At 74.6% G+C, this 14244-nt stretch carries 13 protein-coding genes and 1 pseudogene; 8 read left to right on the top strand and 6 right to left on the bottom strand.

The annotated features are described in order from the left end of the window. Positions 1-174: 174 nt before the first annotated feature. Entirely contained in the window at positions 175-1020 is an 846-nt protein-coding gene (locus tag RVR_RS00940; protein WP_202231949.1) for an alpha/beta hydrolase, read from the bottom strand. A gap of 108 nt (positions 1021-1128) precedes the next feature. Here RVR_RS00940 and RVR_RS00935 point away from each other — a divergent pair, with 108 nt between their 5' ends. Both RVR_RS00935 and RVR_RS00930 read left to right on the top strand, forming a co-directional pair. Then, positions 1129-2061, top strand: a complete 933-nt coding sequence (locus RVR_RS00935) for a LysR family transcriptional regulator (protein ID WP_202231948.1) — start codon at positions 1129-1131, stop codon at positions 2059-2061. Positions 2062-2233: 172 nt separating this feature from the next. Then, positions 2234-2854, top strand: coding sequence for a flavin reductase family protein (locus RVR_RS00930; RefSeq protein ID WP_202231947.1), 621 nt, complete (start codon positions 2234-2236; stop codon positions 2852-2854). Between the two features lie 178 nt (positions 2855-3032). Here RVR_RS00930 and RVR_RS00925 read toward each other — a convergent pair. Then, a pseudogene (locus tag RVR_RS00925) lies at positions 3033-3665 on the bottom strand (TVP38/TMEM64 family protein); the annotation flags it as partial. 201 nt (positions 3666-3866) lie between these two features. After that, positions 3867-4628, bottom strand: coding sequence for a TetR/AcrR family transcriptional regulator (locus tag RVR_RS00920; RefSeq protein WP_202231946.1), 762 nt, complete (start codon positions 4626-4628; stop codon positions 3867-3869). 94 nt (positions 4629-4722) lie between these two features. On the opposite strand from RVR_RS00920, the gene RVR_RS00915 reads away from it, so the two are divergent. The 3 genes from RVR_RS00915 to RVR_RS00905 all read left to right on the top strand — a co-directional run bounded on the left by RVR_RS00915 (position 4723) and on the right by RVR_RS00905 (position 7533). After that, a complete protein-coding gene (locus RVR_RS00915; RefSeq protein ID WP_237404493.1) occupies positions 4723-5592 on the top strand; it encodes an aldo/keto reductase in 870 nt (289 codons plus the stop codon). A gap of 231 nt (positions 5593-5823) precedes the next feature. After that, positions 5824-6267 (top strand): RrF2 family transcriptional regulator, encoded by a 444-nt coding sequence (locus RVR_RS00910; RefSeq protein WP_202231945.1) that lies wholly within the window; start codon positions 5824-5826, stop codon positions 6265-6267. 69 nt (positions 6268-6336) lie between these two features. Beyond that, entirely contained in the window at positions 6337-7533 is a 1197-nt protein-coding gene (locus tag RVR_RS00905) for a globin domain-containing protein (protein ID WP_202231944.1), read from the top strand. Positions 7534-7728: 195 nt separating this feature from the next. Here the strand turns inward: RVR_RS00905 and RVR_RS00900 are convergent, their stop codons facing one another. Further along, positions 7729-8943, bottom strand: coding sequence for an MFS transporter (locus RVR_RS00900; RefSeq protein ID WP_202231943.1), 1215 nt, complete (start codon positions 8941-8943; stop codon positions 7729-7731). 179 nt (positions 8944-9122) lie between these two features. On the opposite strand from RVR_RS00900, the gene RVR_RS00895 reads away from it, so the two are divergent. Then, positions 9123-9995, top strand: a complete 873-nt coding sequence (locus RVR_RS00895; protein WP_202231942.1) for a spermidine synthase — start codon at positions 9123-9125, stop codon at positions 9993-9995. A 21-nt stretch (positions 9996-10016) separates the two neighbouring features. Here RVR_RS00895 and RVR_RS00890 read toward each other — a convergent pair whose 3' ends face one another. Next, complete coding sequence (locus RVR_RS00890) at positions 10017-11453, bottom strand: MFS transporter (protein ID WP_430393088.1); 1437 nt, start codon at positions 11451-11453, stop codon at positions 10017-10019. A 93-nt stretch (positions 11454-11546) separates the two neighbouring features. Beyond that, positions 11547-12779: a DUF8017 domain-containing protein gene (locus RVR_RS00885; RefSeq protein WP_202231941.1), complete on the bottom strand. Its 1233-nt coding sequence runs from the start codon at positions 12777-12779 to the stop codon at positions 11547-11549. A gap of 72 nt (positions 12780-12851) precedes the next feature. On the opposite strand from RVR_RS00885, the gene RVR_RS00880 reads away from it, so the two are divergent. Beyond that, the gene (locus RVR_RS00880; protein ID WP_202231940.1) at positions 12852-13304 is read left to right on the top strand and encodes a DUF4442 domain-containing protein; all 453 of its coding nucleotides are present in this window, start codon (positions 12852-12854) and stop codon (positions 13302-13304) included. A gap of 181 nt (positions 13305-13485) precedes the next feature. Further along, positions 13486-14142: a DedA family protein gene (locus RVR_RS00875; RefSeq protein ID WP_202231939.1), complete on the top strand. Its 657-nt coding sequence runs from the start codon at positions 13486-13488 to the stop codon at positions 14140-14142. Positions 14143-14244 lie beyond the last annotated feature (102 nt).

Below are 14244 nucleotides of genomic sequence, written 5' to 3'. Positions count from 1 at the left end.
ATGCGAAGTGCCCGAACCACGGGTCACCGAAGCCCCGTCCGGCACAGAGCGCCCAGCGAGCGGCGGATGGCGGGTGGCGGATGGCGGGTGTCGAGCGGCGGGTGAAGGCGGAACCGTGGGCGACCACCGGAGCCGTCCGGCAGCGCGGGGATCGTCCTGTCGACGGTGCGCGGCTCACGAGACGAGGACCGTGGCCAGCTCGCCCGGCCGGGCGGCGAACGGGGTGTGGCTGCCGGGCAGGGTACGCACGGTGAACGGGCTGCGAGGGAAGGCCCGGTCGGCTTCCGCGATCATCAGGTCCTGCGCGGCCGGTGCCAGCGCCCGGTCCTCGGCGCAGCGCAGGAAGGTCCGTGGAATCCGTCCCCACCGTGTTGCGGTCAGGGTGACCGGAGCCGTCGGTATCGCCAGGGGCAGATCGGGGCTCAGCGCGGACCGCCACCGGTCGAAGCGGTCCAGGGGGGTGTCGTGGTAGTGGGTTTCCCGCAGTTCGTCGAGGTAGGCGGGATCAGGCGAGAGCGGATTGATCCGTACGGCGCCCAGGGCTTCGGGGTCGCCGAGATCCAGGTTCCGGCCCAGCGCGGAGGCGTTCTCGGGCGAGCCCAGATAGTCGGAGAACCGCGCCCGCCCGCCCGGGACGAAAGCCGACAGGTAGACGATCCGGTCCACCAGTTCGGGCGCCCGCTCCGCGGCCAGGGACGCCGGACCGCCGCCCGCGCTGTGCGCCACGAGCACGGCCGTGCGATGGCGACGCACCTGGCGCAGGACGCTCAGTACGGCCTCGGCGCAGTCGTCCATCGTCACGGCGGCGAGCTGTGACCTCTCGGTCAGCAGGCCCGGCTGGCCGGGCAGCAGGTATCCGGTGGGCAGGGGGGCGTCGAACCCGTGCCCCGGCAGGTCGACGGCCACGCTTGCGGCACCCAGTCCGGCCAGGGCGCGCTGCGTCGCCGCCCACTGTCCGGAGCCGTGCCAGGCGCCGTGCACGAAGACGAAGACGGTGTCGGTCGAAGAGGCGTTCTCCATGGCCCCATTCCAGACGGGAACCCCTGCGCCATCCCTTCGTAGATCCGGTAAGTGGCATGGCGATACCTTTGAGGTATCGCCAGCGGTCGGTGGGACAGGGAGCGGGGCATGGAAGCGCGGCACCTGCGGTACGCGGTCGCCCTCGCCGAGCACGAACACTTCGGCCGGGCGGCGGGCGAGTTGGGCATCGCGCAGCCGCCGCTGTCCAGGCAGATCGCCGATCTGGAGCGCGAGGTCGGGACGCGGCTGTTCGACCGCACGCGTCAGGGGGTGTTCCCGACCGCCGCCGGCGAGGCGTTCCTCGCGCGGGCGCGCCGGGCGCTCGACGAGATCGCGGCGGCCACGGTCGACGCGGGCCGGGCCGGGCGCGGCGAGACGGGACGCCTGCGCCTCGGCTTCGTCGCCTCGGCACTGCTCGACCCGCTGCCGGGCGTCCTGAGCCGGTTCGGCCGTGAACGGCCCGATGTGAGACTGGAACTGCACGAGATGGCGACCAGCCGCAGCGGCCCGGCCCTCGTCGCCGGGGAACTGGACGTGGCCTTCACCCTCGGCCCCCCACGGGGTGCCGGAGCCGAGCATCTCGTGTCCGTCCCCGTCGGACGCGACCACGTGATCGCTGTGGTCGGTACGGCGCACCCGTACGCGGGTCAACAGTCGGTCAGTGCCGCTCAGTTGCGGCGACAGCCGCTGATCGTGTCGGCCGGCGCGGACGAGCCGGCTGTGGTCGCCGGACTGCGTACCCTGCTGGGCACGGACTCGTCGGCTCTCGGTGGCGCGACCGTCGCGAGGGACGTGCACACGATCATCGGCCTGGCCGCCACGGGCGTGGGCGTCGGCCTGGGACCTTCCCGCATGAGGGCGGTCCCGCGTCCGGGAGTGCGGTTCTGTGACGTGACCCCGTGCACGCCCCTGCCCGATCTCGTCCTGTCCTTCGCGGCCCGCGATCACTCGCCGGTGCTGCGCGCCTTCCTCGACACCATCCGGAAGAACTGCCCCGACGTCGGCGCCGCGCTCGACGACCGGCTCCGGCCCCGCCCTTGATCCGGGGACGGTCTTCCCCCCGCATGCGCCCCTCCGGTCCTCCCGAGGCCGGCGCCCCCGCCGCGGAGACCGACCTCCCGGCGCCGTCGTCCCGCGTTCCGAGGGCCGCGTCGTTCGGCGGCGCCGCGATCCGCTGCTAGGGGAGTGCAGCCGCGCAGGGATACTGGGGCCCATGCGCATCGACTACGACCCTGAGCAGACGGACCGCAACGCCTTCTACAGGCTTCTGACCTCGGTTGTCGTGCCCCGACCGATCGCTTGGGTGTCGACGACCAGCCGAGACCACTGTTCTGACAACCTCGCGCCGCACAGCTTCTTCTCGGTGTCGTGTGTGAGCCCGCCGATCGTGCAGTTCACGTCCGTGGGGCGGAAGGACTCGGTGCGGAACGTCGAGGAGACCGGCCAGTTCGTGGTGAACCTGGCCCCGGAGCACCTGTTCGAGCAGATCAACGCGACCGGGACGGAATTCCCGCGCGGGGTGAGCGAGTTCGACGCGGTCGGGATCGCCCGGGAGCCCAGCGCGCGGGTGAAGCCGCCGCGGGTGGCGGCCTCGCCCGTGTCGCTGGAGTGCGAACTGCACAGCACGCTCCGGCTGGGCGACTCGACCGTGGTGTTCGGGCGCGTGGTGTACGCGGCGGTGTCGGAGGCCGTGATGGCGGAGGACGGGCTGCCGGACGTCCGCAAGCTGCGCCCGCTCGCGCGGCTCGGGAAGGACGAGTGGGGCGCGCTCGGCGATGTCTTGGAGATCAAGCGGATCCCGCTGGCGGAGTGGCCGAACCCGCTCGGCGGGTGACCCCGCGCGGCTTGGCCCCGCCCGTCCGGCCGTCGGTCCGGCCGTCGGTCCAGCCGTCCGCCCCGGCGTCCGCCCCGCCGTCCGGGGGGCCGGCGGGGCCGCTGGTCGCGGGCACTGCCGGGTCGCCGTCCGCGGGCGCGTCCGCGCCCACCGCCGGACCGCCGGAGGCAGCCTGAGGCGTCCGCGTCCTGCGCCGCGCGAAGGCCGTCGCCGCGACCCCGGTCACCCCGAGGAACCCGAGCGCGAGCAGGAAGGTCGGCGAGGTCGGGGACGCGGCCCTGGCGCCCGCCACGACGTAGGCGGCCGTGTTGGCGGCGCTGCCCGCGGCCGTGGCGGTCAGGAAGGGGACGAGGCGGATACGGGACAGCGCGGCCGCGTAGTTCGCCGCGGCGAACGGCACCCCTGGGAAGAGCCGCAGCGCGAGGGTGCTGCGGAACCCGTGCCGGCTGAGCTGCCGGTCCAGCGACAGCACGAACCGTCCGCGCAGCAGCGGCCGTACGGCGTCGCGCCCGAGGAACCGCCCGAGCAGGAACGAGATCCCGGCGCCGAGGACGGTGCCGCCGATCGCCGCGGGCAGCCCGGCGTGGATGCCGTAGAGGGCGCCGGCGGCGGCGTTGAGCAACGGGCGGGGGACGAACACCACCGTTGCGACGCCGTACGCGACCGCGAACACCAGCACCGCGGTGACGCCCGAGGTCTGGGGCGGCCACCCCCTGGTCAGCAGCCGTTGGGGCTGCCACGCGAGCGCCAGCCCGATCCCGGCGGCCAACACCGCGACGAGCAGCCCGAACCGCGCCCAGGGCGCCGCCATCCCGCGCGAGCAGCGCAGGACGGCACGCGCCGCCGCTCTGCGCACCCCTCGAACGTCACCCACCCTTCGCACGTCGCGCACCCCTTGCACCCCTCGCACGTCGCGGACGCCTCGGACATCGCTGATGCCGCTGGTGTCGCGCCCACCCCGCCTCGGTGGTGCGGGCGTCAAGTCGGCCCCGGGCTTCGCCATTCGCCGAGCCTAACCGAGCGGGCCGTCCTCATGGCGTGTCCGGTCGGCGCCTCCGGGACCCGGCTCGTCCTGGCGGGCGAGACGCTGGAGCCAGTCGTGCAGGAGCGCCGTCTCGACGGGGCGCAGCGCGAGGGCGGACGGATCGGCTTCGCCGAGGGTCGCGTCGAGCGCGAGGGCGCGAACGGCGAGGGCGGGCTCCGGTGCCGGGCCCGCCTCGGTGGTCAGGGCGCCGACCACCGCCTCCCGCATGCGGGGTGACACCTCGGGGTCGCGGTCGGCCTCGGGGACGCCGATCAGGGAGAGCGTGACGCCGGTGACCGCCGCGAAGAGCAGGTCGGCGGCGAGGGCGGGCGGCACCCGCAGGCGGCCGGCCGTGGCGGTGCGGCGGAGGAACGCCATGAGGAGTTCCCGGGCCTCCCCTGCGGCGGGGGCACGGCGGCCGGGGCGGTCCGTGCCGTACATCAGCAGGTAGAAGGCGGGGTGTTCCAGACCGAAGTCGACGTGCGCGTCCCATCCGCGGCGCATGTCGTCGACCGGGTCCCCGCCGGACGGCAGGGTGCGCTTCTGCGCCAGGTAGAGGTCGAAGGCGTGGACGGCCAGCGCCGAAAGGAGCCCGTCCTTGTCGCCGAAGAACTGGTAGAGGGATGCGGCCCGGATGCCCGCCGCTGCCGCGACGGCGCGTGTGGAGAGCGCCTGGACGCCCTCCCGTTCCAGGAGTTCGGCTGCCGCTTCGAGGATCTGCCGACGGGTGCGGGTCTTCTCATCGTCCACGGTTGCAATGCTACGCGATGGGGCGTATCAATGTTCCTCCAACGATACGCGCTGAGGCGTATCGGCGATACGCAGGAGGACTACAGTGCATCGGGTGGGATACGGCGCCATGCAGCTCGCGGGCCCCGACGTCTGGGGCTTCCCGGACGATCCGGAGGCCGCGCGGCGGATGCTGCGCCTGGCCGTCGAACTGGGCGTGACCTTCTTCGACACCGCGAACGCCTACGGGCCGCGAACGGTGAACCAGCTCATCGGCCAGGCCCTGGGGTCGAACCCCGAGGGCGTCGTCGTGGGCAACAAGGTCGGCGCGGTGCGCGGCCCGGGCGGGTCGTGGGTGGTCGACGGCCGCCCGGAGACGGTCCGGCGGCAGGTCCACGAGGCGCTGGCCGACCTGCGTACGGACGTGAGCGAACTGACCTACCTCCGACTCGCCGGCGACACCCCCGGCGCGCACCACGACGTGCCGCTGGAGGAGTCGCTCGGCGCCCTCGTCGAACTGCGCGATCAGGGGTTGATCCGCCGGATCGGCCTGTCCGGCGCCTCGCCGCGGATGCTGGCGCGCGCCCAGCGGACGACCCCCGTCGCGGCGGTGCAGAACCGCTTCAACCTGCTGGACCGCAGCGGCGTCCAGGTCCTCGCCGACTGCGAGGCCCAGGGCATCCTCTTCGTCCCCTACTTCCCGCTGGCCGCCGGACGGCTCGGCGAGCACCCGGAGTTGACGGGGCCGGCGGAGCGCCTGGGCGCCACACCGGCCCAGATCGCCCTGTCCTGGCTGCTGCGCCGCTCGCCCGCCGTGGTCGCCATCCCCGGCACGAGCGACCCCGGCCACCTCCGGTCCAACGTCGACGCCGCCGGGATCGCCGAGCGGCTGACCGATGTCGAGGTCGCGCACCTGACCGGGCTGGTCGACGAGTCGAAGGCGGCCCTCGACCAGCCCAGCCCGCCGGCTGGGCGCCCCCGGTAACCGGCCCCCAGGCCCCCGGCTGGCCGGGTGCCCGACTCCCCGGCTGGCCGGCTCCCCGCGGCTCCGGGCGCCTGCCCCCGCCTGCCTCCGGCGGCCTCCGGCGGCCTCCGGCCGCCGCCGGCGCACGGGGCGCCATCGCCCCTGCCGCCGCGTCCGCGCCGGCGGTGACCGGCCCCTCGACCCGACCCCCCCAAATACGCATCCCATTTACCTGTTTGATAGCGTCGCCTCATGCGGTTGACGAAGTTCACCGACCTGGCGCTGCGCGCCGTGATGCGCCTGGCCGCGGCCGGGCCGGCCGAGAGCCTGACCACCCGCGAGGTGGCCGCGGCGATGGCCGTGCCGCAGGCCCACATGGCGAAGGCCATCACGCGGCTGACGCACCTGGGTGTGGTCGAGGCCCGGCGGGGGAGAGGGGGCGGGCTGGAGGTGACCGCGCTCGGCCGCCGCGCCTCGGTCGGTTGGCTGGTGCGGGAGTTGGAAGGGGAGGAGGAGGTCGTCTCCTGCGACGGCGACCCGCCCTGCCCGCTGCGGGCGGCCTGCCGGCTCCGGGAGGCGCTGCGCGAGGCGCAGCAGGCGTTCTACGCCACGCTCGACCCGTTGACCGTGGGTGACCTGGTGGCATCGCCTACCGGCCCGGTGCTGGTCGGACTGCGGGCCCCGCGCTCCGAGTGAGGGACCGTGCGACCGCAGCCGTCGTGTCGGCGTAAATGCGAATGTCGGATACGAGTTTGAGGAGTTGCCGTGCTCTCCGAGCAGTCCGCCCCTGTCATACGGGCCACCCTTTCCGCCGTCGGCGCGGCGATCGGCGAGATCGCCGAACGCTTCTACGGGAGGCTCTTCGACGAGCACCCGGAACTGCTGCGCGACCTGTTCAACCGGGGCAACCAGGCCAACGGCGAACAGCAGAAGGCGCTGGCGGGCTCGATCGCCGCCTTCGCGGGCATGCTGCTGGAGGATCCCACCGCCCGCCCCGACGCGATGCTCGGCCGGATCGCCCACAAGCACGCCTCGCTCGGCATCGCCCCCGACCAGTACGAGCTGGTCCGGCGGCACCTCTTCGCGGCGATCGGGGACGTCCTCGGCGACGCGGTCACCGCGGAGATGGCCGCCGCCTGGGACGAGGTGTACTGGCTGATGGCGAACGCGCTGATCGCCGTCGAGTCGCGCCTCTACCGTGCCTCGGAGCGCGCGGGCGGCCAGGCGTGGCGGCCGTCGGAGATCACCGAGCGGCGCGAGGAGACCGCCGACACCGTGTCGTTCACCCTCCGTCCCACCGACGGGCGCCCGGCGGAGTCCTTCCGCCCGGGGCAGTACGTCAGCGTGCGGGTCCCCCTCGCCGACGGCGCGCGGCAGATACGCCAGTACAGCCTGTCCCGCGCGCCGGGCGGGCCGCAGTGGCGGATCACCGTCAAGCACGTCCGGGGCGGCGCCGCGCCGGAAGGCGAGGTCTCCTCCTGGCTGCACCGGCACGCCAGGGTCGGCGACGTCCTCGACGTCTCCGCCCCGTTCGGCGACCTCGCGCTCGTGGACGGGGAGGGGCCTTTGCTCCTGGTGTCGGCCGGGATCGGAGGTACGCCCATGCTGTCGATGCTCGACCACCTGGCCGCCCAGGGCGCCGGACGGGCGGTGACGGTGGTGCACGCGGACCGCAGTCCCGCCGCGCACGCCCACCGGGAGGAGCAGCTCCGCCTGGTCGGCGCCCTGCCGAACGCGGCGCTGCACCTCTGGTACGAGGAAGGAGCCGAGCGCGTGCCCGGGGCGTCGGCCGGGCGCGCGGACGTGGGCGCGCTGGACCTTCCCGAGGGGCTGACCGCCTACCTGTGCGGCCCGCTGCCGTTCATGCGCGCGGTGCGCGGCGACCTGCTGCGTGCCGGGGTGCCGGCGCGGTCGGTCCACTACGAGGTCTTCGGCCCGGACCTCTGGCTCGGCCACGCGTAACGTCGGCGCGGCGTTCCGGGGCCTGGCCGGCGGTCGTGCCGGCCGCGCGGGCAGACCCGGCACCGTGCCTGCCCGCGTGGCCGGACCCTCCGCGGACGACCCGGTACGGGGGACCGGTACGAGGACGGTTCTCCGCCGTGCGAAGCGCGGCACCGGACGCCGCGAGCCCGTCCCGCACGATCCGCCGGGCCGGCTCTACGCCGGCTCCTCCACCTCCCGCCGTGCCCGCGGCCCCCCTTCCGCGACCACCTCCGACACCGTCGCCGGCGGGCGGCGGTCGAGCAGCCCCGCCGTCACCGCGATGCCGAGGCCGGCCACCGCCAGGACCGCGCCGACCAGCGTGGGCGAGGTCCAGCCCCAGCCGGCGGAGATGGCCACGCCGCCCAGCCAGGCGCCGCCGGCGTTGGCGAGGTTGAACGCGGAGTGGTTGGAGGCGGACGCGATGGTCGGGGCGTGCCGGGCCTTGTTCATGACCAGCATCTGGAGCGGCGTGGTGGTCATGAAGCCGACCCCGCCCAGCACGACCACCGCGATCGGCGCGGCGATCTTCGAATGGGCCGCGAAGTGGAAGCCGACCAGCACCACGGCGAGCGCGGCCAGCGAGCCGTAGAGGGTCGGGCGCAGCGCGCGGTCGGTGAGCGGCCCCGCGGCGAGCGCGCCGAGCGTCATGCCGATGCCGAAGAGCGCGAGCAGGAGCGTGACCGAGGAGTCGGCGAACCCGGTGACCTCGGTCATCATCGAGGCGAGGTAGCTGTAGACGGCGAACACCCCGGCGAACCCGAACACCGCGGTGAGCAGGCCGAGGACGACCTGCGGCTCGCGCAGCGCCCGGATCTCCTGGCGGACGCCGACGTGTTCCTCCGCGGGCAGCCGCGGCACCAGCAGCGCGAGCGAGGCCAGCCCGACGAGGCCGATCGCGGAGACCACGACGAAGGTCGCGCGCCAGCCGAGGTGCTGGCCGAGCGCGGTCGCGGCGGGCACGCCGACGATGTTGGCGACGGTCAGCCCGAGGAACATCGCGGCCACCGCCCGCGCCCGGCGCTCCTCGGCGACCAGCCGCGAGGCGACGACCGCGCCGACGCCGAAGAACGCGCCGTGCGGCAGCCCGGACAGGAACCGGCCCGCCAGCAGCGTCCAGTACCCGGGGGCGACGGCGGAGGCGAGGTTGCCGACGGTGAACAGCCCCATCAGCAGCAGGAGCATGCGCTTGCGGGGGACGCGCGAGCCGAGCGCGGTGAGCAGCGGGGCGCCGACGACGACGCCGAGCGCGTAGGCGGAGACGAGGTAGCCGGCGGTGGGCACGGAGGTACCGAGGTCGTCCGCGACGTTGGGCAGCAGGCCCATCATCACGAACTCCGTGGTGCCGATGCCGAAGGCGCTCACCGCGAGGGCGAGGATGGCCAGGGGCATGGAGGGGTCCTTTGCGGAACGAGGGTGGGGACGGACTTTAAGTTCATCGATGGAACAAAGTCTCCCACGTGCGGAATTCCCGTACGTCACCACCGGATGAAGAGGCGTTGACGGTTGCGTCACCCGGTGGGGCACCGGGAGCGGTGCCGGGTGCGGTGCAGGGCGGAGGAGCGGCGCGGATGGGGGAGGATGGCGGGGTGGAAGGCGAAGCTGTGGCGGTGATGCGGACCGTGGACCTCGGTACGGCGAAACTCCTGCCGGACGTGGACCGCGCCGACGCGTGGCTGCTCACGGTCGACGGGGCGCCCCAGTCGTACGTCGACCTGAGGGACCCCGAACACCTGGAGTTCGAGTACGTACGGCGCGTCGCGTACGTCGTGGAGGCGGTCTGCGACACGCGGGACGCGCCGGTGGACGTCGTGCACCTCGGCGGCGGCGCGCTGACGCTGCCGCGCAGGTTCGCCCGGACCCTGCCGGGCGCGGCGCAGGACGTGGTGGAGGCCGACCGCGGCCTGGCCGACCTGGTCGCCGAGTACCTTCCGCTGCACGCGCCCGGCATCCGGACCCATGTCGCGGACGCCCGGGAGTGGCTCTCCGGGCGGCCGGACGCGAGCGCCGACGTGCTGGTGGCGGACGTCTTCGGCGGCTCCCGGGTCCCCGCGCACCTGACCACCGTCGAGTGCGCCGTGCAGGCCGCACGGGTGCTGCGCCCCGGCGGGCTGTACGTGGCGAACCTCGCCGACGCCGCGCCCTTCGCCTTCCTGGGCTCGCAACTGGCCACCGTACGGGCGGCGTTCGGTGCGGACGCCGACGTGTGCGTGCTGCTGGAACCGGGGGTGCTGCGCGGGCGCCGGTACGGCAACGCGGTGCTCGCGGCCGCGCGCGGTTTGCTGCCGTCGGCCGCGGTGGCGCGGCGGTGCGCCGCCGACCCGTTTCCGGCGCGGGTCCTGCGGACGGCTGAGGCGGTGCGGGCGTTCCCGGGCGCGCCGGTGCACGACGCGCAGGCGGCCGACTCGCCCGAGCCACCGGGCGGGGCGTTCACGGTCGGATAGCGCCGGTCCGGCGGACAGCCCTCAGTGCGGCCCGTCGGCGCCGGCCGGGAGCGGTGCGGTCGCGGCGGCGCCGGGGGACACGGCGGCGCCGGAGGTCGCGGCGGCGGCGGAGGGCGCGGTCGTCGTGGGGCCGGCCGGTGCGGGACCGGGCGAGGCGGGGCGGTCGGCGGGCGGCGGGGTGGCCTTCGCGTGGCGTTCCAGCCGGCGCACGCCCGGCACCAGCAGCACCGAGCCGGTCAGCAGCACGACCAGCGCCGCGGAGCCCCACAGCGCCTGGGTCCGCCCGAAGGCGGTCGCGGCCGGACCGGCCAGCGCGGTGGCGATCGGCGTCAGCGAGATCGACCCGAGCCAGTCGTACGCCGACACCCGCGACATCTTGTCCTCGGGGATCTCCTGGTGCAGCGCCAGCATCCAGCCGACGGCGAAGACCTCCACGGCGACCCCCGCGACGAAGGTGGCGGTCGACAGCAGCGGCACCGCGACGGCACCCGCCAGCGCGACGACCGGCAGCGCCATCGGGAAGACGCCGAGGGTGCCGGCGAGCAGTATGCGGCGCGGCCGCCAGCGGATCATCAGCACCCCGCCGCACAGGGTGCCCACACCGCCCGCGGCGATCGCGAGCCCCCACGGCGCGGCGCCGCCCAGGTGGTCGCGGGCGACCAGCGGGCCGTAGACCGACTCGGACGCGGTGACCACGCCGTTCACGACGCCGAACTGGATCACGATGGCCCACAGCCAGGAGCGGGACGCGAACTCGTGCCAGCCCTCGCGCAACTCGCGGAGGATGCCGCCGGAGCCGGCGGGCCGTTCCACGGCCGGGGTGCGCAGCCTCCCGCGCAGGGCCGCGGCGATCGCGAAGGCGGCGGCGTCGACGGCGAGCACCCAGCCCGGGCCCGCCACGGCGACCAGCGCGCCGCCCAGCGCCGCGCCGCCGATGCCCGCGCCGTTCATGGTCAGCCGGTAGACGGAGAACGCCTTGCCCGCGTGCGCCGGGTCCACGGTGGACAGCAGCATGCCCTCGGACGCCGGCGAGAAGAACGCCTGGCCGGTGCCGCCCACGGCCGCCAGCAGCGCCATGGTCCACAGCGCGGGCGAGGCGGTGAGCACCAGCACCGCGAAGGCGGCCTGGGAGGTGGCGTTGAGCAGGTTCGCGCCGACCATCACCCGCTGGCGGGGCAGGCGGTCGGCGACGGCTCCGCCGATCAGCAGGAACAGGACCAGCGCCAGGGTGCGGGCGGCGACCACCAAGCCGACGTCGGTGGCACTGCCGCCCTGGTCGATGACGGCGTACGCGGCGGCGATGGTGGCCCCGGCGTTGCCGAGGCTGGCGATGAGCGAGGCACCGGTCAGCAGCCGGAAGTCCCGCCCGGCCCATGAGGGCGGTGGGGGGATCGCCGGCAGCCTGTCGAGCAGGGGCCGGTGGGAGCCGGGGCGGGGGCGGGGGGCGGTGCGCTTCACCCGGGCACTATCCAGGAGTGCCCGGGCGGAGCGCCAGCGGTTATCGGGTGCGGCCCTGCCCACGGGTCCGGGCGCGGACCCCCGGCCCGGGCCTCAACTGGTCTCCAGCGGCCGGATGGTGCTCTTGATCTTGTCCACGACCGACTGCGAGAGCTGGTCGGAGACGCCGGTGTCGGCGTACAGCACCCACACCACCGGGGTCGGCGTCGTCTGGGAGGGGTCCTTCCAGGCGACGGTGTAGGCGATCCCGCTCGGCGGCACGCACTTGTTCGCCTTGACCACGTTGGTGGCCGTGGCCTCCGACTGCCAGCCGCTGATGCCGTGCGAGTTCGTGAACGCCTTGCTGTCCTTCGCCTTGGAGAAGGTGCCCTTCCCCTTGTCCTGGTAGGCCCAGTACGCCCACGCCTCGGCCTCGTTGTCGGCCGCCTCCTTGAGGCTCTTCGCGCCGCTGCCGCCCTTGGTGCCCACGGCCGCGCGGTCGGCCTCGCCGTCGGAGGACTTGCACCACGCCTGCTTGTAGTACGCGGGCGCGCCCATGATGACCTCCGGGTCGCCCTTGTCGTCGCTGAAGCCGATGCTCATGCCCTGGCTGTCGACGGTCCAGTCCGGCGGCACGTCGAAGGCGACGTTGCGCTGGTCGCGGCGGACCACCTTCCAGCCGGGGATCACCGGCTTGATCTCCGTGCCGCCGTTGCGCGGGTTGTCGTCGTCCGTGCCGGTCGCGGTGTCCGTCGGGGACGGCGTGGCGGTCGGCTTGGCCGGCGTGGTCGCGGTGGGCGTGGCGGGCCCCTTCGCGTCGTCCTTCTTGTCGTGGTCGCCGGTGAAGTAGACCGCGCCGACCGCCACGGCCGCGATCACCGCGAGCGACGCGGTGATCGCGATTCCTATGGTCAGCTTCCGGTTGTCCTTCCCCGGCGGCCGGCCGCCGGGCCCGCCCGGACCGCCGGGGGCACCCGGAACGGTCGGGCCCCAGGACTGCGGGGTCGGGTAGCCGCCGGCCGGCTGCCCCGGCTGCCCCGGCTGCGCCTGCGGGTAGCCGGGTTGCGCGTACGGGTTGTCGGGGGCGGGCTGCTGGCCGCCGTACGGCGGGGTCGGCGCGCTCTGGCCGTACGGCGGTGCGGGTGGCGGCGTGGGCTGCTGGTATCCCGGCTGCTGCGGGTAGCCGGGTTGCGCGTACGGGTTGGGCGGATACCCGTACGGCGCCTGCGGGGGCTGCTGCGGCTGCCCCTGCGGCTGTGCCTGCGGTTGTTGCGGTTGGTGCGGGTTCTGCGGGGGGCCGCCCTGCGGGTACTGCTCTCCCCCGTGCTGCTGGTCTCCTGGCCACATGGCTGGAAACACTAGGGGAGCGGGCCTCCGGGTTCCACGTCGGACCATGATACCGACTGGTAACATGTGGCCATGTCCGACACGTTGCCCCACATAGGCGAAGTCCTCAGCTCCACCGTGCCCATGGTCCGCACCCTCGGCCTGCGGTACGTCGAGACCACGGCCGAGCGCGCGGTCGTGTCGCTGCCCGACCACCCCGACTACCGCAACCACGTCGGCGGGCCGCACGCGGGCGCGATGTTCACCGCCGGCGAGTCCGCGTCCGGCGCCGTGGTGCTCGGCGCGTTCGGTGACGAGCTGACGCGCGCGGTCCCGCTCCCGGTGCGCGTGGAGGTCGCCTACACCAAGATCGCCACCGGCGAGGTGCGCGCGACCGCGACGCTCGGCCGGCCCGCCGCCGAGGTCGTCGCCGAACTCGACGCCGGGCGGCGGCCGGAGTTCCCGATCGAGGTGGTGCTCACCCGCGAGGACGGGGCCGAGACCGGCCGGATGACGGTCGTCTGGACCCTGCGCCCCAACCGCTGAGGGCCCCGTCCCCGGAGCGGCCGGGGGCGGCCGGGGGTCCGGGGACGGGGACGCCGGGAGTCCGGGTCCGGGGCGGCCGGGGCGCCCCGCTGGGCGGACGTCTCGTCCTTCCGGTCGGTTAGGCTTCCAGGAAGCGCGCTGCGGGCGCGCGTTCGACCGCCACCCCGGGGAGGGACCTGCTGTGCACGTGCAGGACTGGCTGGACGGCATTCCGCCGGTCGCCGTCTACCTGATGGTCGGTCTCGTGGTGGGGGTGGAGAGCCTCGGCATCCCGCTGCCCGGCGAGATCGTGCTGATGACGGCGGCCCTGCTGTCCTCGCAGGGCCATGTCAGTCCCTGGGTGGTGGGCGCCTGCGCGATCGTCGGCGCGATCGTCGGCGACTCGATCGGCTACGCCATCGGGCACAAGGGCGGCAGACCCCTGATGGACTGGCTGGGCCGCCGCTTCCCGAGCCACTTCTCACCCGGCCACGTCGCCACCGCCGAGCGCTCGTTCCAGCGCTGGGGCATGTGGGCGGTGTTCTTCGGCCGTTTCGTGGCCCTGCTGCGGATCTTCGCCGGGCCGCTGGCCGGCGTCCTGAAGATGCCGTACCACAAGTTCCTCATCGCCAACGCGCTCGGCGGCCTGGTCTGGGCCGGCGGCATCACCGCGATCATCTACTACGTCGGCGTGGTGGCCGAGCCCTGGCTCACCCGCTTCGGCTACGTCGGCCTCGGCATCGCGGTCCTGGTCGGCCTCGGGTCGTTCCTCTACGTGCGGCGCCGCGCCGCCAGGATGCAGGCCGAGCTGGAGACGGCGGACGAGCCCGAGGTCGCGGTCGCGCAGTCCGGCGAGTGACCGGCCGCGGGCCGGCCGGCCCCGCAGGGCGCCGGGCCGGCTGAGGCGTTCGGCAGGCTGAGGCTCGCGGCCGGCGGTGCGCACCCGCGGGCCGCTCGCGGG

Origin of the sequence: Streptomyces sp. SN-593 (assembly GCF_016756395.1) — a bacterium.
GTDB lineage: Bacteria > Actinomycetota > Actinomycetes > Streptomycetales > Streptomycetaceae > Actinacidiphila > Actinacidiphila reveromycinica.
The sequence above is the reverse complement of the archived record's forward strand: the minus strand, read 5'-3'. Positions and strand labels throughout refer to the sequence as shown.